Here is a 22162-nt window from a genome sequence, read left to right on the forward strand (position 1 = left end):
GGGCGGGGCAGCGTTGTGTTTCACCCCAACCCGCCGGTAACCCGGGGCGTCAGTATGATCGCACCATGACTGCGACCGGCACTTCGAACTCCGTGACCCTGCGCTTCCTGGCCGCCCCCACGGATGTGGGCCACAGCGGCTCCGTGGACGCGGGGACAGTCCTGGAGTGGGTGGACAAGGCCGCCTATGCAGCGGCGGTGGGCTGGGCCAAGTCCTACTGCGTCACCGCCTACGTCGGAAACATCCATTTCGCGGACCCCGTCAACAGCGGCGACATGGTGGAGGTGGAAGCCACCATCGTCTACACCGGCCGGTCCTCCATGCACATCCGCACGGTGGTTTCCTCCGGCGATCCCAAGGGCGGGCCCGCCACCATGCGCAGCCAGTGCATGGTCATCTTCGTGGCGGTGGGCGAGGACGGCAAACCCATCCCCGTTCAGCAGTTCGAGCCCGCCACGCCTGACGAGATCGAGCAGCGGGACCACGCCCTGGCCCGGATCAAGGTCCGGGAACAGATCGTGGAAGCTATGAACCGGCAGGAATATACCGATGCGGGTACGGCCGAGCGGGTGACCCTGCGGTTCATGGCGGCCCCCACCGACGTGAACTGGGGCGGCAAAGTCCACGGCGGCATTGTGATGAAGTGGATCGACGAGGCCGCCTACGTCTGCGCGTCCCGCTACTGCGGCAGGGACACAGTTGCGGTGTTCTCCGGCGGCGTCCGCTTCTACCGGCCGCTGCTGATCGGGCATGTGGTGGAGGTGGAGGCCCGGTTGGTCTACACCGGGACCAAGGGCATGCACATTGCCGTCCACGTCCGGTCCGGCGACCCCAAGGGCGGTGAGCTGAACCTCACCACCTACTGCCTCACCGTCATGGTCGCCCGCGACGCCGAGGGCAACTCCGTGCCGGTCCCCGCCTGGGTGCCAGTCAGCGATGAGGACAAGAGGCTGCACGCGCATGCGCGCGAGCTGCTGGAGATCCGGGGCACCGCCCCTGGAAACCGGCTGCCGAACCACCTGCTTGGACAGGCCGGGGCACGCCGCGCGGCCGGACAGGACGCCGGGCAGGCTGCTCCGGCCTGACGCCGCAGCTAGAAGCCGCCGCCGCCGGCGTCGGCCGCCATGTTCGCGAACCGCGAGTAGTGGCCCTGGAAGGCGACCACAATGTCCTTCGTGGGGCCGTTACGGTGCTTGGCCACCAGGATGTCCGCTTCGCCGGCGCGCGGTGATTCCTTGTCGTAGACGTCCTCACGGTGGAGCAGGATCACCATGTCGGCGTCCTGCTCAATGGACCCTGACTCTCGAAGATCCGAAACCATGGGGCGCTTGTCCTGCCGCTGTTCAGACCCACGGTTGAGCTGGGACAGGGCAATGACGGGCACTTCGAGTTCCTTGGCGAGCAGCTTGAGCGCACGGGAGAATTCGGACACTTCCTGCTGGCGGGACTCCACTTTCTTGCCGGAGCTCATGAGCTGCAGGTAGTCCAGGATGACGAGCTTGAGATTGTGCTGCTGCTTGAGGCGCCGGCACTTTGCCCGGATTTCCATCAGGGACATGTTGGGGCTGTCGTCGATGAAGAGCGGAGCGTCGTTCATCCGGCCCATCGTGGTGGCGATCTTGGACCATTGCTCGTCCTTGATGGTTCCCTTGCGGAGGTCCTGCAGGCCGATGGTGGCTTCGGCCGAGAGGAGACGCATGGCGATCTCGTTGCGGCCCATTTCGAGAGAGAACATGACGGTTGCCAGATTGTTCTTGATCGCCGCGGAACGGGCGAAGTCCAGGGCGAAGGTGGACTTACCGACGGCGGGGCGGGCAGCGATCACGATCATCTGGCCCGGGTGGAGGCCGTGGGTGAGTTCGTCAAGCTCGTAGAAGCCCGTGGGGACACCGGTCATGCCCTCACCGCGGTGGCCGGACGCCTCAATCTCGTCCACGGTGGACTCCATGACGTCCTTGAGCACCACATAGTCCTCGGCGGTCCGGCGCTCGGCCACCGCGTAGACCTCGGCCTGCGCCTGGTTGACCAGCTCCTCCACCTCGCCGTCGGAGCCATAGCCCAGCTGGACGATCTTGGTGCCGGCATTCACGAGGCGCCGCAGGACGGCGCGTTCGGCCACGATCTCGGCGTAGTACCCGGCATTGGCCGCCGTGGGAACGGTCTGGATCAGTTCATGGAGGTAGGCCGGGCCGCCGATCCTGTTGATCTCGCCACGTTTTGTCAGCTCGTCCGAGACGGTCACTGCGTCCGCGGGCTCACCCCGGCCGTAGAGGTCAATGATGGCTTCGTAGATGGTTTCGTGGGCCGGACGGTAGAAGTCCTGGCCCCGGAGGATCTCAACCACGTCGGCAATGGCATCCTTGGACAGCATCATGCCGCCAAGAACCGACTGCTCGGCGGCGATGTCCTGGGGAGGCTTTCGGCTTGAGTCTGATCCGCGGGTAGTTTCCACCGGGTCCAGTTGCGCGATTGACAAAGCTGCCGTCCTCCATTTGTACCGGGACATGGATTGCCCGGTGGTTACTGTCCTGTCTGAGGCTCACCCGGAAAAGTCCGTGCCCAGCCACCTGTCCAGTTCTACCGGCGGGGTCCGACAATGCTGCCGCCACCCCGAAAGCACATGATCCGGGAGTTATCCCCACTGTCCACAGGTTTTCCACAGAGGCCTCTCCTGAGGACAGTCATGGGCCGCGGCGTGGAGTGTGAACACCCGGCTGCCGGAGCCATTTCCTGCCCTCACAACAGGTACTCCGCTACGCTAGCCCCCCGAGCCCCGGCCGCAAAGCCGGAAGGCCTGGGCGGCTGTGGATAACCTGTGCACTAAGCGGCATAGCTTGTGCACAGCCTGTGTGAAAGCCTGTGGAAAGAAAAAAACTTTTGCCTGCTATCGGGCTCTGACCTGCGGAAACAGCACATTAAGACTGTGGAGTAAATATTTCTTCTGTGGAATTTCATCCACAGGGTCTTTCCCTTCCGCTGGGCCAGGGGGTGGCTAAACGGCTCAAGTGACCCATGCCATGGGCAGGGAGTGGGACTTCTCATATTCCCCCTGCAGCGACTGCGACGAATGCCAGCCACGCTGTATGCGCACGCGTGAATATTGCTGTGGATAACGTGGATCTGGCATAAGCTCTAAGTATGGGCGAACTGCTGCTGGTGCTTCTGCCGGCAATTGTCCTGGTGGCGCTCATCTGGGGTCTCTTCACGGCTCTGAGCCCGCGGGACTCCGGCATCTCCGACGCGGAAAAATACCAGCGCGACCTTGCCGAACGCTCAGCCCGGCATTACGCAGCCCAGGTTGAAGCGGCAACCGCCGCCCGCGCCCGGCTGGAGGCGAAGACGCGCCCCAGCCAAAACGCGCAGCAGCATATCCAGCAGCAGGACGCAGGCAAACAGATCTGGCACCGGCCAGGAAACATATAGAAGGCTAAGAACAATGGAATCGCTTGTGGTCCCGGTCCTCATCCTCCTGGCCGTCGTGGCAGGAGTGATGCTTGCCATGCGCGCCTTGGGTAAGCGCAAGGCAGCACATCCGGCCGCGACTCCGCAGCCCGCGGCGACCTCAGCCGAGCTGGCCCGAGCAGCGGCAGCCAAGCTCTCGGAGGACGAGCACCGCCGGCTCTATGCCCTGATCGCGCAGGGGCAGGCCATGGCAGCCATCAAGCTTTACTACGAGGCCACCGGCGACGGTTTGCGCGCCTCCCGGGATGCGGTGGGTGCACTGGCCGCCCACCCGCAGCCCTACCGGAGCACGGAAGCAGCCGGCCCGGAGCCCGACGAGGACGACGACGAGCCGCAGCGGTTCCCCTACCGCTACCGCGCCATTGCGAGCAAGGGCGACGTCACCCGCGAGGTCAGCAGCAACATGCTTAACGACGAGATCTACGGCAGGATCCGCACCCTGGCACGGAATGGTGACAGGGAGGCGGCCGCGATGGCATTGACCCGCCACTCGGACATCTCCATGAAGCAGGCCCGGGAATTCATCGAGCTGCTGGACGATTAAGGCCCCGGCCTAGAAATCGAACAGCTCCCCCAGCCAGCCTTCCTTCTTCTTGTGCCGGCGGTCGTAATCCCGGTCATAGCCCTGCTTGCCGTACTTCCGGTCATCGTAGCGCGGTTGCTCACGCCCCGGCTGGAAGTTGGGATAGAGCGGGGGCGGCGTAGGACCTGACGCGGAGGGTGCAGGCCGGGCAGGCGCCGTGCCTGGCATCAGCTCCGCGGCCCGGTCCAGGATCTTGTCCAGCTCGCCTCGGTCCAGCCAGACCCCGCGGCACTGCGGACAGTAGTCAATTTCCACCCCGCTGCGCTCGGTCATCAACAGGTCCACGGCATCCACAGGGCATTTCATATCCCGCACAACGACCGGCTGTCCCCGAAAGTTCGCTCCGGTCCGCGTCAGCGGTTCCCGGAGATGCCAGCCAGCAGCTGCTCGAAGGGGAGCGACTGCATCGGGGCAGGCTTGCGGCCGGGCTGGGTGCCGGTCAGCAGCCCGGCGAACTCGCCGGCAGCGCGGTCAATCCGGCCCGCGAGCGAGGAACCGCCGTCGTCCACCGTTCCCCAGTCCTGCGGCCCGGCAAAGACGCCTGTGGCGGTGATCCGCGTGCGCAGGTAGCTGAACAGGGGACGCATGGCGTGGTCCAGGACCATTTGGTGGCGGTCCGTACCGCCCGTGGCACCCAGCAGCACTGCCTTGCCGTCCAGCGACTTGGGGTCCAGAACGTCGATGAATGACTTGAACAGGCCGCTGTAGGACGCGCTGAATACGGGGGTTACGGCGATCAGCCCGTCGGACGCCTCCACGCCGGCAATGACTTCCGCCAGCCGGGGAGCGGCGTAACCGGTCACGAAGTTGTTGGCAATGTCCACCGCGAGGTCGCGGAGCTCCACGACGTCCACCGTCACGTCGTAACCGGCGGACGAGAGCTGCCGCTCCGCGGACGCCGCCAGCTGGTCAGCCAGCAGGCGGCTCGACGACGGGACACCGAGTCCAGCGGAAAGAACTGTGATGCGGCGGGTTTCCATGGCATATCTCCTGTTGATCGTTCATTCACCATACATGCATTTGCATCTACATGGTGAACGGCCGGCCTCCCGTGGGTATTCCCGTTGCCAGGTGCGCCCGAAGCTACAGGAGTACCTCGCCGCGGATGCAGGTGCTGGAGTGCCCGCCGATCCACGTTTCGCCGCCCCCGGCTTTGACGTGGATGCGTCCGGCACGGCCGAGGACTGTCCCCTGTGCGGCCACGTATTCCTGCGGGGCCCTGCCGCTTGCCATCAACCATTGCGCTGCACCCGCATTGAAGCTGCCGGTAACGGGATCCTCCACCATGGCATCCCCGGGAATGAAGGTGCGCACCTCAAAGTCGGCATCCGCACCCGGCCCGTGCGGGGCCACAACACCCACTTTCAAATCCCCCATGAGCGCCAGATCGGGCTCCAGCGCAAGCACCTGCCCTGCAGAGGCAAGCAGCACGCCGATCCATTCCGGCCCGTTTACCAGCCAGGAAGCGTCAAGGATGTCCTCCGGCGCCAGGCGGAGTGCCGCCGCCAACTGCCCCCTGGTGGGTCCATCCACCGGCCCGAAGCGTGTCAGCGGCGGAGCAGCGAAGGCCAGCCGGCCGCCGTCGTGCTTTATGTGGACCAGACCCGCCCCGCACTCCTGCACCACGCTGCCGGGCGTCTTTGGAACTCCACCGGCCTCCAGCCAGGCGTGGGCCGAGCCCAGCGTGGGATGCCCGGCAAACGGAAACTCCTCGCTGCCGGTGAAGATCCGGACCCGGTAGTCGGCGCGGGGATCGGTGGGGGGCAGCAGGAACGTGGTTTCGGACAAATTGGTCCAGTTGGCGAAGTGCTGCATCTGGCCTCCGGTGAGGCCTTCGGCATCAAGGACAACGGCAAGCGGGTTGCCCCGGTACGCCCGTTCCGAAAAGACGTCAACCTGGTGGAAGGGGCGCGGCCGGATGGGTTCGATAGTCACCGCTGCATGCTAGCAGCACTGCTGGCATGGCACTGGGGCGTCTGCGAGACTACGTCCATGACGGAGAACAAGACGATGCCCACGGGCGTCCCGGTGGAGGAGTTCCTGGCGTCAGTAGAGCATCCCGGCCGGCGGACTGATGGTTACGAACTACTGGCACTCATGCGGGAGGCCACCGGGCAGGAGCCCGTGATGTGGGGTCCCAGCATCGTGGGCTTCGGCAGGTACCACTACCGGTACGGCAGCGGCCGGGAGGGTGACTCCGCCGCCGTCGGATTCTCGCCCCGCAAGGCCAGCCTCGCCCTGTACGGCCTGACGTACGGCCCGGAAGCCAAGGCGCTGCTGGAGAGATTGGGCAAGCACAAGACAGGCGCTGCCTGCCTGTATATCAACAGGCTGGACGACGTGGACAGGGACGTTCTCACCCGGCTGGTCCGCAGCGGGTACCGGCACGTCATGGCAGAACTGCACAGCCCCTGAAACCCAATTGAAAGACCCCCGCTGCCGGAATCCGGCAACGGGGGTCTTTCCAGGTGCAGTCAGGGACTACTTGCCTGCTACTACGTCGAGTTCGATCACAGCAGCAACGTCGTCGTGCAGACGGACGTTGGCCTGGTAGGAACCGACCGACTTGATGTGGACGGGCAGTTCAACCTTGCACTTGTCGATGCTGCCCAGGCCTGCGGCCTCAACAGCGTTGGCGACGTCGGCCTGCTTGACCGTGCCGAACAGGCGTCCGGTTTCGCCGGCCTTGACGACGAGCTGAACCGGCTTGGACTGCAGTGCAGCGGCCTGCTTCTGAGCGTCTTCCAGGGAAGCGTGCTCGCGGGCGGCGCGGGCAGCCTTGATGGACTCAACCTGCTTCTCGCCACCCTTCGACCAGGTCAGGGCGAAGTTGCGGGGCAGCAGGTAGTTACGTGCGTAACCGTCCTTGACCTCGACAACGTCGCCAGCAGCACCGAGACCGGTTACTTCGTGGGTCAGAATGAGCTTTGCCATGTTAGTTAATCCCTTCCTTAGCCGCGGCCAGCGCCGGAGTAAGGCAGCAGAGCAACTTCGCGGGCGTTCTTGATTGCCTGTGCGATCTTGCGCTGTTCCTGGACCGTGACGCCGGTGACGCGACGGGCGCGGATCTTTCCGCGGTCGGAGATGAACTTGCGCAGCAATGCTACGTCCTTGTAGTCGATGACAGTGATGTCAGCGGCCTTCAAGGGGTTGGACTTTGGTTTGGGCTTACGGAGTTCAGCCTTAGCCATCGTGGAGCTCCTATTCTAGGGAGCCCGTGGATGTTGATCCACGGGATGGTGGTGGTCCGGCGGCGGCATCCGCACAGGTGTCGAAGGCACTTTCTGCGGTCCCGGCGTCGGGCCTTTATTGGTTGTTAGAAGGGAGGTTCGGAATCGGGGCCGTTGCCCCAGCCGCCCGCGTTGGAGACGCCGGGCGTGGCCCAGGGGTCATCCTGCGCAGCCTGCTGGTTGCCGCCGCCCCAGCCTCCACCGGAGTTGCCGCCCTGGCTTCCGCCAGAGTTGCCGCCTCCGAAGCCACCGCCGCTGTTGCCGCCACCAAAGCCGCCGCCCTGACCGCCGGAGCGCTGGGTGCGGTTGACCTTGGCATTGGCGTAGCGCAGGCTGGGGCCGATTTCGTCGACCTCGAGCTCGATAACGGTGCGCTTTTCGCCTTCTTTGGTTTCGTAGGAACGGCTCTTCAGACGGCCGGTAACGATGACGCGCATGCCCTTGGTAAGGGACTCGGCCACGTTTTCGGCTGCTTCACGCCAGACGGCGGCGCGGAGGAACAGGGTTTCCCCGTCCTTCCACTCGTTGGACTGGCGATCAAAGGTGCGCGGGGTGGAAGCGATGGTGAAGTTCGCTACTGCCGAACCGGACGGTGTGAACCGCAATTCCGGGTCATTGGTGAGATTACCGATGACCGTAATGGTGGTCTCGCCTGCCATCTACTGCCTCCTTGTTCGATCCTGGGTGAAGAGTTCGTTTCCTGCGGGGTAAAGAATGAAGATCGGTGCTGAATTACTCAGCAACAACCTTCTGCTCTTCGGGGCGGGTGATCTTGGTGCGCATGATGGTCTCGTTAAGAGACAGCTGGCGGTCAAGTTCCTTGGCGGTTTCCGGCTTGGCGGTGAAGTTCACCACGGCGTAGATACCTTCGGACTTCTTCTTGATGTCGTAAGCCAGACGGCGACGGCCCCAGATGTCAACCTTTTCGATGGTTCCACCATCGTTGGTGATGACGTTCAGGAACTTCTGAAGCGACGGCTCAACGGTACGCTCTTCGACCTCGGGGTCGATGATTACCATCAATTCGTAAGGACGCATATGTGAACCCACCTCCTTTGGGCTAAGCGGTTACGGCATTTCCGTAACAGGAGGTTCATTTGCGATGCAGTGCCGTGGCCAGCCACCGGAACGGGGCGGGACGCAGCACAGACTTCACTATCTTAGTGCATTTGGAACGTATAGGCGATTCGCGCTTGACTTCGAGCCTAGCCCCCGTGCGCCACCCGGCGCAGGACGGATGCTCCTATGTGGAAAACCGCCCGCCCGGGAGCCGAGGCGGCTTCCGGGCGGGCGGTCCGTTGGACACTCGGGGCGGGAATTACGACGCCGGGCCTGCCGTGGCAGGGACTTCGCGGGCTTCGTCGGCGTCCCCGGCCTGGGCGGAGGCCGGGCCGGACTTGCGGTAGCGCCACACGCCCACAGCCACTACAACGGCTGCCAGTGCCACGGACAACAGCAGGGACTCGCGGGTGGATTCCAGGATGACCATGCCCACCACCAGGGCCACGATGCTGGCGATGGCCAGCCAGGTCAGGTACGGGAACAGCCACATCTTCAGCGCCAGGTCCTTGCCGGCAGCGCCCATCCGCTTGCGGAGGATCAGCTGGGAGGATGCGATCACCAGCCACACGAACAGCGCAATGGCACCGGAGGTGTTGACCAGGAACAGGAAGACGGTGTCCGGGGCGATGTAGTTCAGGCCCACAGTCACGAACCCAACCACAGTGGAGGCCAGCACGGCGGAGGCGGGCACGCCGCGGCGCGAGATCTTCGTCCAGGACGCGGGGGCGTCACCGCGCTTGGACAGCGAGAAGAGCATGCGGCTGGCGGTATAAAGGCCGGAGTTCAGGCAGGACAGCACTGACGTCAGGACCACAACGTCCATGATGGTGCCGGCGCCGGGAATGCCGAAGAGTTCGATCACGGCAACGTAGGGGCTCTTGGCCACGCTGGCGTCGTTCCAGGGCAGCAGGGTGACCACGATGGCGATCGAGCCGATGTAGAAGACCAGGATTCGCCACACTGTGGACTTCACGGCCTTCTTGACCGCATCCACCGGGTTCTCGGATTCGCCGGCAGCGATGGTGGCAATCTCGGCGCCGAAGAAGGAAAAGACCACAACCAGGATGCCGGCCAGGACAGCACCTGCGCCGTTGGGCATGAACCCGCCGTTATCCACGAGGTTGCTCAGGCCGGGGGCAGGGACACCCGGGACCAGCCCAAGGATTGCCGCGGCACCGAAGAGCAGGAACAGCACGATCGCGGCGACCTTGATCGAGGCGAACCAGAACTCGAACTCGCCGTAGGACTTCACGGAGCCAAGGTTGGTCAGCGTCAGCAGGACCATCAGGATCAGCGCCCAGATCCACTGGTCGATACCGGGCACCCAGCGGTGCATGATGGCGGCACCGGCGGTGGCTTCGATGCCGAGCACGATGATCCAGAACCAGGCGTAGAGCCAGCCGATGCTGAACCCCGCCCAGCGGCCGAGCGCCTTGTCCGCATAGGTGGAAAAGGAACCGGTCTCGGGGTTGGCCGCAGCCATTTCACCGAGCATGCGCATCACCAGGACCACCACGATGCCGGCCGCCATGTAGGCAACCAGGATTCCGGGGCCGGCCTGCTGGATGGCGGCACCGGAACCAACGAAGAGGCCAGCGCCGATGACGCCGGCGATCGCGATCATGGAAAGGTGCCGCGGCTTGAGCGACTTGGCTAACTGCTGGTCAGCGGGCATGGTGCGCCGTCCTTTGGGTCATTGCGGAATGGATGGAGGCCGGACGCCGGCGTCAGGGGGCTGGCCGGTGCCGTTCAACGCTGCATCCAGTGTGGTGGGTCACAGGGTTTTTCCAACCCTAAGCGTGGCGCGGGAAGGGGCGTCATGTGCAGCCGCACAGATGGCCGGAACCGGATTCAGATCTTCTCACAGGTGGGAGCAGCAGGAGTAATCAAAAGGTATTTCAGGGGAAACGTTGAAACGCAGCGGAAATCACACGGAGTCAATCTTGAGCCAATCCAGCGGATATCTGCATGGTGCCCCGTGACGGGGCGGCGTTATATTCACTTCTACGGCTGGGTACCGTGCTGGAGGCGTTGGGCCTGCAGCTTGCCGGACCTCCGGTTGCGGCCCCGTAACCGGCAGTGCGGCGGTCACTGTTGGAACGGATTGAAGCGAAAAGAAAGCGGTCTCCTTCTTCAGGGATGGGGACCCCATGTGCTTAATTGGCCGCAACAAGGAATTGGACCGGATCCGTTCGGCAGTCCGGGGTCCCAAGGAGACCGCCCTCACCATCAGTGGCGGGCACGGTGCGGGCAAGTCTGCCCTGCTTGCCGAAATCCCCACCCTGTCCGAACACCGCACCGTCTTCCTTACCGCCAGCGCAGCAGAGTCGGACTGGCCGTTCTCCGGCCTTACGGTGCTCCTCAACAGCATGGATGACCCGGTACTCAACGCAATCGCGGATGACGTCCTGCATGATGGCACACGGGCGCCCAGCATTCCCACGGTGGGCACCATGCTGCTCAACGGTTTGCACCAGCGGTCCTCCGCCCGGACGGTCATCGTGCTTGATGACGCGGACCAGCTGGATGCCGGCAGCCAGGCGGTCATCGGATTCATCAGCCGCCGGCTTGCCGGAACGGACATAGCGCTGTTCATAAGCGTGCGCGAGGACGTACCGGAAGGCCCCCTCGGCGGGCCGGCCGTCCTCCACCTTGGTCCCTTGAGCTACAGCGACACGGTGCGGATGCTGGAGGCCATACCCTCGCGCCACAGCACGACGGCGGCGGCCCACGCGGTTGCCGCGGCCAGCAAGGGAAACCCGCTGGCCGCCGTCGAGCTTTACCACCACCTCCTGGACCGTCAGGCGGAGGGAAAGTACGCCCTGCCTCTTCCGTTCCCCTGCAGTGCCAGCTTCGAAGCGGAAGCCGCCTCCGCCGTCGCCACGCTGACGGCTGGTGCACGCCAGATCCTGGACTTGCTGGCCCTGTCCCGGCGCACTGAGGTCACCTCTTTGGAAGGTATGGTCCCTGGGATGTGGTCCGGCGTGGATGAACTCCTTGCCGCCGGCCTGGTGACCCGGTCCGGGCCGCACCTGGGAATCCCGGACCAGTTGCTGCGGGGTTACCTGTTCTCGGCCATGACGCCCGCCGTGCGCGCGGCAGGCCACCATGCCCTCGCACAGGCGTCCGAAACGGCGGATCCCCACGCCCGCCGCTGGCACCTGAGCTTCACCGCGATGGAACGGCAAACTCCCTTCGGCCTCCTTCGCAGCGCCGTGGACCTCATCCAGGATGGGGATGTCCCCTTTGCCGTCGAGTGCATCGAACGGGCCCTCACCATCAATCCCTGGGAAGCGGAAACCGCTGCCCGCCTCACCACCGTTGCCGGGCTCATGTTCAACCGGGGCGAATTCGTGTACGCCAGGCGCTGCCTGGAGTGGGCGCAGCGGGTGACGCGGAACCCTGCCCTGGTGCTGCGGCTGACAGGCCTGGCGTTTGAAATCGAGTTCATCCAGGGCGGCTTTGTCCGGCCAAGCATGGTGCTGCGCCTGGTGAAGGAATTCGGCGGCCACGACCCGGGGTATGCGGCTAACCTGCTGGCGCTGGCTGCGCTCTACTTCGCCGAACGGTGGGAGCTCGATGATGCCACCGTGCTGCTGGAACAGGCCACCGGGTTCCGGGAATCCGCGACTGCTGAGTGCCTCGCAATCATCGAGCGGGCCAGGATGCTCGTCGCCTCCGCCAGCGGGGATACGGGCACCATCAGCCGGAAGCATGAGCCGGCGGGAAGCGTCAGGATGCTCAGCCTGCTGGTGCAGGGGCGGGCCCTCAGTTACGCGGAACGCTACGAACACGCCCGGGAGGCGTTCGCCCTGGTGCGGAGCTCCAGCGACGCCGGCAGCATCAACTGGCGCGAAACCGCAATGTACCTGGCAGCGGACAACGAAATCCGGGCCGGAAACGTCCGGGCCGCCGTCATGCTCATCGACGACCTGGAACGCCACGAGCCGGAGAACAAGTACCACCGCGGAATGCGGCACATCTTCCGGGTCTGGCGGGCCCATGCCCTGGGCGACGAGGCAGGGGCACAGGCAGCCGCTTCGGAGGCACTCCGCCATGCAGGCTGCGAAAGCCATCCGGCCATCACTGCCCAGCTGGCCGCGTGGCAGGGGCACTTTGCGCTGCTCCGGGGTGACCTGGCCGAGTCCTTCGCGCAGCTGTCCCGGGCGGCCGAGATCGGAAAGGCTTTCGGCAACCCCGCCCTGCTGCGGTGCGAGGCGGACCTGGTGGAGGTCCTCATCCGGCTTGGCCGCCACCGGGAGGCAACGCAGGCATTGGTCCGCCTGGAAAGCCGCTCCGTGGGACTGCGGTCGCCTTGGCTCATCATGGCGGTGGCGCGGAGCCGTGCCATGCTGGCCGACGGCGAGCAGGCGTTGCAGTTGTTCAGCCAGGCGCTGGAGGGCAGGGGCGGGCATGATTCAGTGCTGGAACGGGCACGGACGCTGCTGTGCTACGCGGAACGGCTGAACGCCTTTGGCCGCGTCCGGGCCGCACGCGACGCCCTGGCCCATGCCAAGGTGATGTTCGAGGAGAAAGGGGCTGTGGCCTGGAGCCAGCACGTGGACGCGTTCCTTTTCCACGAGCTTTTGGAGCCCCCACGGCAGCAGGACAATCCTGCCATGCTCATGCTTGCGGACCATGAGCGCGCTTTGGCCAAGATGGTGGCACGGGGGATGCGCAACAAGGACATCGCTGCCACGCTCTATGTGTCGGTGCGGACCGTGGAGGTGCGGCTGACCTCCATCTACCGGAAACTCGGGGTGGAGTCGCGGGCGCAACTGACTGCCCTTGCCGCCGCCAGGGACGACGGCGCCGCAGCACCGTATGTGCTGCCGGTCCTGTAGCGGACTCCCCGGAAAGAAAAAGCTAGGCGGCAGTCCGGAAGAACAGCTCCGTGACGGTGGCCAGCCGGTGCGGGTCCTGCACGCCGCACAGCTCGCGGGCCGAATGCATGGAGAGCAGCGGCACCCCCACGTCCACAGTGCGGATGCCCAGCCGGGTGGCCGTCAGCGGACCGATGGTTGAGCCGCACGGAATGGCATTGTTGGATACGAACTCCTGGTACGGCACCCCGGATTCGGAACACAGCCGGGCCCAGAAGGCGGCACCAAAAGCATCGGTGGCATACCGCTGGTTCGCATTGATCTTCAACAGCGGGCCGCCATTGAGCACCGGCAGGTTGGCCGGGTCGTGCCGCTCGGGATAATTCGGGTGGACGGCGTGGCCGGCATCGGCCGACAGGCAGAACGACGACGCCATCGCCTGCCGCCGCTGGCTCACCGAGGCACCGAGGCTGTCGGAGACGCGCACCAGGACGTCCTCAAGGATGGGCCCGCACGCACCGGAGCGTGAGTTGGAGCCGATCTCTTCATGGTCGAACGCTGCAAGGACGGCGACCGGCGCCCCCGGAGCGGCCCCGCCGGAGGCGTGGGCGACCAGCGCGGCAAGCCCCGCGTGCGTGGACGAAAGGTTGTCCAGCCGCCCGGACGCCAAGAACTCCCCCTTGCCCCCGAAAACCGCGGGGGCCTGCGTGTCCGCAATGACGACGTCGTACCCGCCGATCCGTGCCGGGTCCGGGGCCTTCCCGGGCACGGACGACGCCAAAACGGCCAGCAGGTCGAAGTCCGCCGGATTCCCCAGCCCCCACACCGGGTTCATGTGCCGCTGTTTGTCCAGGGTCAGCCCCTCGTTGACGGCGCGGTCCAGGTGAATCGCCAGCTGCGGGAACCGGAGCAGGGGACCGGTGGCGGTCAGGTGCTCGGTGCCGTCCAGCATCACCAGCCGCCCCGCCAGCTGCAGCTCCCGGTCCAGCCAGGAGTTAAGGAGGGGACCGCCGTACACCTCCACGCCGGCCTGGAGCCAGCCGTGGGAGCCGGTGGTGGGCTTGGGCTTGAGCTTGAAGGACGGCGAATCGGTGTGCGCGCCGAGGATATTGAAACCGGTGGTGGGTCCCGCACCCTCCGGCACCACCCAGGCGATCAGGGCACCGTCCCGGATGATGAAGAACCGTCCCGGCCCGCCCTCCCACGGCTCCTGCTCATCCAGGCGCGTGAATCCGGCATCCTCCAGCCGCCGGCCCGCCTCATGCGCTGCGTGGAAGCTCGACGGCGATGCGCTGACGTAGGCGCCAAGGTCCTGGATGTGCTCGGTGGCGGAGGATTCGAAAGGCATGGTTCCGAGTCTAGGGGGTGACGTTGAGCCCCGCCGTGTACCTTCCCTGGATCAGTAGTCCGGGTTGCTGGGGACCACCAGGCCCGTCTCATACGCATAGACGACGGCCTGGACCCGGTCCCGGAGGTGGAGCTTGGTGAGGATCCGCCGCACATGCGTCTTCACGGTGGCCTCGGAGAGGAAATACCGGTGGGCGATCTCCGCATTGGAGAGGCCCTCGGCCATCGCCCCGAGCATCTCCGTTTCCCGCGGCGTCAGCTCAGCCAGCAGGGGATCGGGCGCGGGGGCAGCGGGCACCGGCCGGCCGGCACCCCGCACATACGTTTCCAGCAGCCGCTGCGTCACACGGGGAGCCACTACGGCGTCGCCGCTGGCCACTACCCGGACCGCGTGGATCAGGTCCTGCGGGGCCGCGTCCTTGAGCAGGAATGCGGACGCGCCCGCCTGCAGGCCCGCGAAGGCGTACTCGTCCACGTCGAACGTGGTGAGGATGATGACCCGGGCGCTGGAACCGGCAGCGGTGATCGCCCGGGTGGCCTCGATGCCGTCCAGGACGGGCATCCGCACGTCCATCAGCACCACGTCGGGCTGGAGCTCTTTGGCCAGCTTCACGGCTTCCGCGCCATCGGACGCCTCACCTGCGATCCGGAGGTCCTCCTCGCCCTCCAGGATCAGGCGGAACCCCATCCGCAGCAGGGGCTGGTCATCCACCAGCAGGACGGTGATGGGCGCATTGTCTGTCATGCCTTGCCTTGCAGTTCGAACGGATGGGTTGGTCTTTCGGTGCTGCCGTCCCCCGGCCAGGAGAGGACGGCGAGGACCCGCCAGCCGCGCCCGGTCCGGCCGGCCTCCACCGTGCCGGCGTAGATGCGGGCGCGTTCCGCCATCCCCGCCAGGCCCTGGCCGGTGCCGTAGGAGCCGCCGTGCGGGCCGCCCCCGTCGTCGGGCGCCTGCCCCGGAACTCCCGCGCCGTCGTCGAGCACCTCGATGGTGACCATCCCGCCGGACACGGTGATGCTGACGTCCACCCGGGCCAGGGACCGTCCGTAGCGGAGCACATTCGTGAGCGATTCCTGCACGATCCGGTACACGGTGAGCTGGAAGGCGGCGTCATCGGGCAACGCGGGGCCGCTGTGTAAATAGTGCAGCGGCAGGCCGGCCGTCCGGAAGCCCTCTAGCAGCTTGGCCAGGCTGTCGCCGGCCAGCGGCAGGCGGGGTGCAGCCGCACCGGCATCATCGCGGAGGACGCCCAGGACACGCCGCATGTCCGCAAGGGCTGTCCGGCCCGTGCGGGACAGTTCCCCCAGCACCTCACCGGCGCGCTCGGGGCTTTTCCGGACCACGACGGCGGCACCGTCGGACAGGCTGACCATGACGGTCAGGGAGTGGGCGACGACGTCGTGCATTTCGCGGGCGATCCGGTTGCGTTCGTTCACGGAGGCAAGCTGCGCCGTACGGGCCGCCCACGCCGCCACCTCCTGTTCGTGTTCCCGCCGCTGCTTGACGCCGATGCCGATGCCGGTGGCAATGACGTTCGACAGCGCAATGGTGGCTCCGGTGGCAATGCTGGTCAGGAGGTGGAAATCCCCCGGATTGACCCCGTGGTCCTGGACAAACGAGTTCTCCATGGGTCCGACGGCGGCCAGCAGGTACAGGAGGGCAAGCGGTGCCGTGGCCACCGCCATGGTGATCAGCGCGAAGCGGCGCGTGTGCACCACCGCCACGGCATAGAGCGAAAACCACAACCCGGCGGACGCATTGGAACCCCACGGGTGCAGCAGGGTGACCGCAACCTCCACCACCGCCACGAACGCCACCAGCCCCACCGGATGGGAGCGCCGCAGGAACATGGCGCCCGCCACCGCCACCAGCAGGGCTGCCGCGAGCCACGTGCCGGAGAGGACTGCATCAACCACCGTGGGCGCCACCAGCAGTGCATAGCTGGAAGCCACCAGCGCATCCATGATCCGCGGGTGCTGGTAGAGGTAGCGCCGGATGAGCCCGCGCCGCCGGGCCGTGAGCTCTGCGAAGGACGCGTCAGCCTGTCCGGCTGCCGCGTCCTTCCCCGGTCCTTCCTGGTTCATTCGTGAGTGCAGGTCAGACGTCGCGTTTCTTGAGCACAATCAGCGCCGGCACCAGGAACACCAGCACGTAGCCCAGGAAGATCAGGCCGCCCTGCCACGGATCGATGACACCGTCCGTGTGGCCGATGGAGAGGAAGCGGCCGCCGGCCTCGCTGGGAATGTACTGCGGGACGTATTTCCAGAATTCGCCCGGAATGAGCGTCAGGAAACTGGCCGCGATGGACAGCACGAAGAAGATGCCCACCAGGACGGTGATCCCGCCGGCGGAGTTGCGGAGCAGCGTCCCCAGCGAGAGCCCGATTAGTGCCACCCCGGCAACGTAGAGCCCACCGGTGAAGATGCTGTACAGCACGCCGTCCGTGGACCAGTCGAGGTCGAACCCGATGCCCTGGAAGACCGGCATGGCGATCAGGAACGTGGCCAGGCCCGCGATGGTGGTGATGACGTAGGAGATCACGGCCAGGATGATGGCCTTGGCCACGAATGCCGGGGTGCGGCGCGGTACAGCGTTCATGGTGGAACGGATCATCCCGGTGGCGTACTCCGAAGCCATGAACAGGACCGCCAGCGAGCCAAGGACCAGGATGCCGATCTGCAGGCCGGCGTTGGGCAGGTTGTAGAGGTCGAACCCGGATCCCGGCGGGAACGTCTGCTCCATCATTTCCGGCGTCAGGGTCTGCCCCTGGTCCCTGGCGTTGCGGATCATCTCGTCCAGGAACGTGTAGCGGATCAGGACGGCCAGTGCGCCCACGCCAACGATTGCCACCAGGGTGAGGAGCAGCAGGATGCGGGTGGACATCAGGGACCAGAGTTTGATCCATTCGGAGCGCAGGACGCCGCCGAAAGTGACCCCGCGGGTTCCCGCGGAAGAACGGGCCGGCGTGGCGGGGGTTGCTGTCTGGGTGCTCATCGTCCTTACTTTCCTGCCGTTGCCGGGGCTGCCACTGCGGGGCCCCCGGTCAGGTGCGAATGGTATTCCACTTCGTCCTTGGTGAGGTCGAAGTAGGCGTCCTCCAGGGAGGACAGCTGCGGGGTGAGCTCGTAGACCAGGACGCCGCTGCTCAACGCGACCTGGGCGATCTGGCGGGGTTCCAGTCCCGTCACCGTCAGGGTTTCCGGCTCGCTCTGGTCCACCGTGACGCCGTTGCCCGCCAGCAGGGACGCAAGCTGCGGGGCCGAGTCCGTGCGGACCAGGGTCCTGGCCTGACGGGTGCCGGCAATGATCTCCTTGACGGGGGCGTCAGCAATAATGCGGCCGCGCCCGATGACGATCAGGTGGTCGGCGGTTTGCGCCATCTCGCTCATGAGGTGCGAGGAGAGGAAGACGGTCTTGCCCTGGTTGGCCAGGTAGCGCACCAGGTTGCGGACCCAGAGGACACCTTCCGGGTCCAGGCCGTTGACCGGTTCGTCCAGGATGAGCGTCTGCGGGTCGCCCAGCAGGGCAGCGGCGATGCCGAGGCGCTGCCCCATGCCGAGGGAGAATCCGCCCGCTTTCTTGCGTGCCACGGCTTCCAGACCCGTCATCTCGATGACTTCGTGGACCCGCTTCTTGGGGATGCTGTGGGTGGCGGCCATGGCCAGGAGGTGGTTGTAGGCGCTGCGCCCCGTGTGCACGGCCTTGGCGTCCAGCAGGGCGCCCACCTCGTGCAGCGGCGCTTTGTGCTCCGCGTACGGCAGGCCGTTGACGGTGACGGTTCCGGACGTGGGCCGGTCGAGTCCCATGATCATGCGCATGGTGGTGGACTTGCCGGCACCGTTCGGCCCCAGGAAGCCCGTGACCTGCCCTGCCCGGACGGTAAAACTGACCCCTGCCACCGCGGTCTTCGCGCCATAGACCTTGGCCAGGTCGTGTGCCTCAATCATTGGATGTTCCTCCGGTCGGCAGCGCACGGCTGCGGATGGGTCCAGCTCGGTGGTGTACCCCTTACGCTACTGTCGCAGCGGTCCCTTTTCGCCTTCCTCAGGGATGATTCAGGGGCGAACCAGGGTAGTCCCCCTGGATGACCGGCAGCCCGGGGCGCAGCGGGTCAGGTGTGGGGCGAGTAGTAGGCCAAGGCCCTGGGGAGCACCCTGTACTCCACGCTGCGCACCCCTGCCAGGGCCTCGCCGTCGACAGCCAGGGCCATGGGTGCCCCGCCCGCGTCGATACGCACTTCCGTGGCTTCCCTCAGGTGCGTGATCCTGGAACCTGCCACCGTCCCCGTCAGGACGGACCACAGCAGTCGCAACCTGGCGAACGACTCATCCGCAGTGATCAGCCGGACGTCCAGCACGCCGTCATCCATGACGGGCCGGAGCAACGGCGCGTGGTCCCGCGGGTAATACCGGCCGCGGCCCACGTAGGCGATCCACACCCGGTGCGGCACACCGTCCACGCTCAGCGTGACGGGGGTTCCGGCGGCGAAGGTCCGGAACATGGCGATAACCCCGGCGAGGGGCTTGCCCAAAGCGGCCTGCAAGTGCTCCCGCCGCCGCACGAAGTTCGGGTACAGGCCAACGCTGGACGTGTTCAGCATGAGCAGTTCCGTCACTTCCGGCTGTCCGGGGAGCCCCCGCTCCGCCCGGACGATGCCGATGTCCGCCAGGGCTGCCTCGCCCCTCGACGCCGCCGCAACTGCTTCCTTGAGGCTGCCGGTGCCGGCATCACGGGCAAAGTGGTTCAGGGTTCCGCCGGGCAGGACCAGGAGGGGAATCGAACGTTCGACGGCGGCGGCGGCCGCTGCTCCAACGGTTCCGTCGCCGCCCCAGACTCCCAGGGCACGGGTGCCCGGCCATTCGGCTGCGGCGGTGATGGCCTCGAGGAGATCTTCCCCAGGCGGGACCGTAATGATATGCGCTTTGGGGAATACATCGCGCAGTGCCGCCGCCGTTTCCTCCCGGAAGGATCCTCCCAAGGTGTTCACCACAATGCTCAGGCCTTCCCCGCCCGGCAGTTCGGGTGCCTCGGTCCAGGTTCTCGACGTTTGCGGGAAGGGTGGCCGCACCGGCCACCAGTGCCGGGTCACGAAGGCTGCTCCCGCCCCGAGCGCTGATCCGAAGAAGACGTCGGACGGCCAGTGTGCGCCCGTGTGCACCCGGGAATAGGCCACACCAATCGCTGCGGGCGCCAGCGCGGCGCCGATGGCCGGCCGCACGAGGCCTACGCCAACGGCGAAGGCAATGGCGGATGCCGAGTGCCCTGAGGGCATGGAGGAACTGGTGGGCTGTGGATGCACAAAACGGAAGACAGGCAGGTGCTCCGGCAGGGGCCGGGTCCGGGGGAGCAGGGTCTTGAAGATTCCGTTGGTCACCGCCGACGCCACCGCCTGGGCCAGCAGTCCATGCAGTGCTGCGCGGCGGGTCTTGCTCGGAAACGCGGCCATCAGGGCTGCGACGGCCATCCAAAGTTTGCCGTGGTTGGCCGAGGCCGAGAGCCTGCGGAAGAAATCATCATGGTTTCCTCCGGGCAGGTCTGATACATGCCGCACCAGGTATCTATCGAGCCGGCCGATCCACCGGTGGCTGTGACGCCATGAGCTCCGCATGCCCCCAGACTACCCCCAGCCGATGGGCATCCTCCTGCCCGTGCCGGCTAGGTGCCGTCAGCCTTGGCCGGGAGGGGTTTTGCCGCTCCGGCCAGCAGGAGCGCCAGCACAATGGGGGCCATGATGGCCAGAAGAGCGAGGTGGATCCCGGTGAGGTCGCCAAGGTAACCCAGGAGGGGCGGCCCGGCGAGGAACGATATATAGCCGAGAGTGGATACGACGGAGACCCGGGCTGCGGCGTGCTTCGGGTCGTCCGCGGCAGCGGACATACCCATCGGGAAGGCCAGCGCGGCGCCCACGCCCCATAAGGCAGCCCCCGCGGCCGCAAGCCACACATTCCCGGCGAGCACGAACAGGCCCAGGCCGGCTGCCGCCGCCGCCATGCTGGCCCTCAGGACGGCGACCCGCCCGTACTTGTCGATCACCCGTCCCCCCAGGAACCGCATCGCTGTCATAGCAAGGACAAAGAGGGCAAACATGAGGGCACCCGTGGACTCGGAGGTTCCCAGCCCGTCCACGGAGGCCTTGGCAATCCAGTCATTGCCGGCACCCTCCGTGAGGGTGGCCCCGAGGACCACCACGCCAATGAGCAGCGTCCGGCTGTCCCGCCACGCAGACGGGCCCTTCGCCTGCTTTGCTTCCCCTTCGGGAGTGGCTGCGGGGACATGGGGGAGGAAGTGGCGCGGGGCGATCATGGTCACCAGTACCACCACGCCTGCGATCACCAGCAGGTGCAGGGGCAGGTCCACTCCCAGGTTGGAGAGTCCGGCCCCGATCAGCGCACCCACGAAGGCCCCGCCACTGAACGCGGCGTGGAACTGCGGCATGATGGTGCGCCGGAGTTTGTGCTCTACATCGGCGCCCTCGATGTTCTGCGAAACGTCCCACAGGCCAATGGCGATTCCGAAGAAGAAGAGCGCGATTGCCGTGCCGGGAATGGATTCAAGGTACAGGGAAAGGGCGATGCCCGCCCCGGCCGCGGCTGCCAGCAATCCGCCAAACCGGACGGTGTTTGCCGTTCCGATGCGGCCCACCACCAAACCGGCCGTGGGCAGTGCCAGCAGGGAACCGACGGCGGTGCACAGCAGCAGCGTGCCCATTTGCCCCGAGGTGATGTTCAATGTTTCGGTCACCGCCGGAATCCGGGCAGCCCAGCTGGCAAAGACCAGGCCGTTGATGCCGAAGACAAGGAAAGTCGCCACTGCGGCTGCCTTGAGTCCGGTGTCCTGGACCGTGCCCGTATTCGTGCTCATACATTCACTACTTCCACAGAGTATTCATCGAGTTGGGCGCGTTCTTCGGAGCTGAAAACCTTGTCCGTCACCATCACATCCACCCGCTCAAGGCCGGCGACCAGTACCCGGGCGTTGCTGTGCCACTTCGCGGCGGCAGCAGCGAGGATGACGCGCGTTCCCGATTCCAGCCCGGCCCGTTTCACGGCGGAATCTTCCAGGTCATGGGCCAGGAGTCCGTCCCTGGTGCTTACGGCGCAGGGCGTGATGATTGCCGTATCGAACCGCAGGGACCGGATGTTTGCCTCGGCCAGGGGTCCGCGGAAACACAGTTCACCGGGCACCACGTTTCCACCGGGGAGCAGGAGCCCGGGCCGGACGCCTGCCCCGGCGTCCTCACCGGCGGCAGCGTTCAGCGCCTGCAAGGACATGGGCATCAGCGTCAGGTCCCTGCCAGCCAGGGCACGGGCCACCTCCGTGGCCGTGCTCCCGCTGTCCAGCCAGACATGCTCACGGTCCCGCAGCAGGCCCGCAACAGCAGCCGCGATACGTCGCTTGGCGTCCTGGTCCTCCAGTTCGCGCTGCCCGTAACCGGGGTTGTCCCCGGGCCCCAGCAGGCTGCGGGCCCCGCCGTGCACCCGACGGAGCACCCCGTTGGCGGCCAGCATCTCAAGGTCGCGGCGGATGGTTGCTCCGGACGCGTTACAGGCCACAGTGAGCTCTTCGACGCTGACTTCGGCCCGCGCCCGCAGAAGGTCTGCGATTGCGCGGTGCCGCTCGTCCGTCTTCATGCTCAAATGATAGCAATTCTTGA

General features: G+C 66.1%; 22 protein-coding genes. 5 read left to right on the forward strand and 17 right to left on the reverse strand.

Features of this window, described 5'->3' with window-relative positions; genetic code table 11:
- Positions 1-65: 65 nt before the first annotated feature.
- Positions 66-1085 (forward strand): acyl-CoA thioesterase, encoded by a 1020-nt coding sequence (locus ACJJV6_RS07665; RefSeq protein WP_009357076.1) that lies wholly within the window; start codon positions 66-68, stop codon positions 1083-1085.
- 8 nt (positions 1086-1093) lie between these two features.
- Here the strand turns inward: ACJJV6_RS07665 and dnaB are convergent, their stop codons facing one another.
- Positions 1094-2476, reverse strand: a complete 1383-nt coding sequence (gene dnaB / locus ACJJV6_RS07670) for a replicative DNA helicase (RefSeq protein WP_009357077.1) — start codon at positions 2474-2476, stop codon at positions 1094-1096.
- Positions 2477-3138: 662 nt separating this feature from the next.
- Between dnaB and ACJJV6_RS07675 the strand changes: the two genes are divergently transcribed.
- Both ACJJV6_RS07675 and ACJJV6_RS07680 read left to right on the forward strand, forming a co-directional pair.
- Positions 3139-3423 carry a hypothetical protein gene (locus tag ACJJV6_RS07675; RefSeq protein WP_009357078.1) on the forward strand — a complete coding sequence of 95 codons (285 nt, stop codon included), beginning with the start codon at positions 3139-3141 and terminating at the stop codon, positions 3421-3423.
- 13 nt (positions 3424-3436) lie between these two features.
- Positions 3437-4006, forward strand: coding sequence for a hypothetical protein (locus ACJJV6_RS07680; protein ID WP_009357079.1), 570 nt, complete (start codon positions 3437-3439; stop codon positions 4004-4006).
- Positions 4007-4015: 9 nt separating this feature from the next.
- Here ACJJV6_RS07680 and ACJJV6_RS07685 read toward each other — a convergent pair whose 3' ends face one another.
- The 3 genes from ACJJV6_RS07685 to ACJJV6_RS07695 form a co-directional block, all read right to left on the reverse strand.
- Positions 4016-4351, reverse strand: coding sequence for a zf-TFIIB domain-containing protein (locus ACJJV6_RS07685; RefSeq protein ID WP_035752142.1), 336 nt, complete (start codon positions 4349-4351; stop codon positions 4016-4018).
- Between the two features lie 47 nt (positions 4352-4398).
- Positions 4399-5025: an FMN reductase gene (locus ACJJV6_RS07690; RefSeq protein WP_009357081.1), complete on the reverse strand. Its 627-nt coding sequence runs from the start codon at positions 5023-5025 to the stop codon at positions 4399-4401.
- A gap of 103 nt (positions 5026-5128) precedes the next feature.
- Complete coding sequence (locus ACJJV6_RS07695; protein ID WP_009357082.1) at positions 5129-5980, reverse strand: PhzF family phenazine biosynthesis protein; 852 nt, start codon at positions 5978-5980, stop codon at positions 5129-5131.
- Between the two features lie 57 nt (positions 5981-6037).
- Between ACJJV6_RS07695 and ACJJV6_RS07700 the strand changes: the two genes are divergently transcribed.
- A complete protein-coding gene (locus tag ACJJV6_RS07700; protein ID WP_407710249.1) occupies positions 6038-6460 on the forward strand; it encodes a DUF1801 domain-containing protein in 423 nt (140 codons plus the stop codon).
- Positions 6461-6526: 66 nt separating this feature from the next.
- On the opposite strand, the gene rplI is transcribed toward ACJJV6_RS07700, so the two are convergent.
- The 5 genes from rplI to ACJJV6_RS07725 form a co-directional block, all read right to left on the reverse strand.
- Positions 6527-6979, reverse strand: coding sequence for a 50S ribosomal protein L9 (gene rplI, locus ACJJV6_RS07705; protein ID WP_407710250.1), 453 nt, complete (start codon positions 6977-6979; stop codon positions 6527-6529).
- 17 nt (positions 6980-6996) lie between these two features.
- Positions 6997-7236: a 30S ribosomal protein S18 gene (gene rpsR / locus ACJJV6_RS07710; RefSeq protein WP_003800144.1), complete on the reverse strand. Its 240-nt coding sequence runs from the start codon at positions 7234-7236 to the stop codon at positions 6997-6999.
- Positions 7237-7361: 125 nt separating this feature from the next.
- Positions 7362-7934, reverse strand: coding sequence for a single-stranded DNA-binding protein (locus tag ACJJV6_RS07715; protein WP_009357084.1), 573 nt, complete (start codon positions 7932-7934; stop codon positions 7362-7364).
- A gap of 73 nt (positions 7935-8007) precedes the next feature.
- Positions 8008-8313, reverse strand: coding sequence for a 30S ribosomal protein S6 (gene rpsF, locus ACJJV6_RS07720; RefSeq protein ID WP_015939036.1), 306 nt, complete (start codon positions 8311-8313; stop codon positions 8008-8010).
- Between the two features lie 280 nt (positions 8314-8593).
- The gene (locus ACJJV6_RS07725) at positions 8594-10012 is read right to left on the reverse strand and encodes an amino acid permease (protein WP_407710251.1); all 1419 of its coding nucleotides are present in this window, start codon (positions 10010-10012) and stop codon (positions 8594-8596) included.
- A 475-nt stretch (positions 10013-10487) separates the two neighbouring features.
- On the opposite strand from ACJJV6_RS07725, the gene ACJJV6_RS07730 reads away from it, so the two are divergent.
- Positions 10488-13181: an AAA family ATPase gene (locus ACJJV6_RS07730; RefSeq protein WP_407710252.1), complete on the forward strand. Its 2694-nt coding sequence runs from the start codon at positions 10488-10490 to the stop codon at positions 13179-13181.
- 22 nt (positions 13182-13203) lie between these two features.
- On the opposite strand, the gene ACJJV6_RS07735 is transcribed toward ACJJV6_RS07730, so the two are convergent.
- The 8 genes from ACJJV6_RS07735 to ACJJV6_RS07770 form a co-directional block, all read right to left on the reverse strand.
- Positions 13204-14508, reverse strand: coding sequence for a M18 family aminopeptidase (locus tag ACJJV6_RS07735; protein WP_354176160.1), 1305 nt, complete (start codon positions 14506-14508; stop codon positions 13204-13206).
- A 51-nt stretch (positions 14509-14559) separates the two neighbouring features.
- Positions 14560-15252: a response regulator transcription factor gene (locus ACJJV6_RS07740; protein WP_009357087.1), complete on the reverse strand. Its 693-nt coding sequence runs from the start codon at positions 15250-15252 to the stop codon at positions 14560-14562.
- On the reverse strand, positions 15249-16592 hold the full coding sequence (locus ACJJV6_RS07745; RefSeq protein WP_407710253.1) for a sensor histidine kinase: 1344 nt from the start codon (positions 16590-16592) through the stop codon (positions 15249-15251). The genes ACJJV6_RS07740 and ACJJV6_RS07745 overlap by 4 nt, the downstream gene beginning before the upstream one ends.
- Positions 16593-16605: 13 nt before the next feature.
- Entirely contained in the window at positions 16606-17502 is an 897-nt protein-coding gene (locus ACJJV6_RS07750; protein WP_407710254.1) for an ABC transporter permease, read from the reverse strand.
- 5 nt (positions 17503-17507) lie between these two features.
- A complete protein-coding gene (locus ACJJV6_RS07755) occupies positions 17508-18455 on the reverse strand; it encodes an ABC transporter ATP-binding protein (RefSeq protein WP_407710255.1) in 948 nt (315 codons plus the stop codon).
- Between the two features lie 164 nt (positions 18456-18619).
- Positions 18620-20116, reverse strand: coding sequence for a bifunctional phosphatase PAP2/diacylglycerol kinase family protein (locus ACJJV6_RS07760; RefSeq protein WP_407710256.1), 1497 nt, complete (start codon positions 20114-20116; stop codon positions 18620-18622).
- A gap of 47 nt (positions 20117-20163) precedes the next feature.
- Positions 20164-21369: an MFS transporter gene (locus tag ACJJV6_RS07765; protein ID WP_407710257.1), complete on the reverse strand. Its 1206-nt coding sequence runs from the start codon at positions 21367-21369 to the stop codon at positions 20164-20166.
- Positions 21366-22139 carry a DeoR/GlpR family DNA-binding transcription regulator gene (locus tag ACJJV6_RS07770; protein WP_407710258.1) on the reverse strand — a complete coding sequence of 258 codons (774 nt, stop codon included), beginning with the start codon at positions 22137-22139 and terminating at the stop codon, positions 21366-21368. Before ACJJV6_RS07770 ends, ACJJV6_RS07765 begins: the two co-directional genes overlap by 4 nt.
- Between the last annotated feature and the right edge of the window lie 23 nt (positions 22140-22162).

The organism is Arthrobacter nitrophenolicus (genome assembly GCF_045833485.1).
In the GTDB taxonomy this organism is placed as follows: domain Bacteria; phylum Actinomycetota; class Actinomycetes; order Actinomycetales; family Micrococcaceae; genus Arthrobacter; species Arthrobacter nitrophenolicus.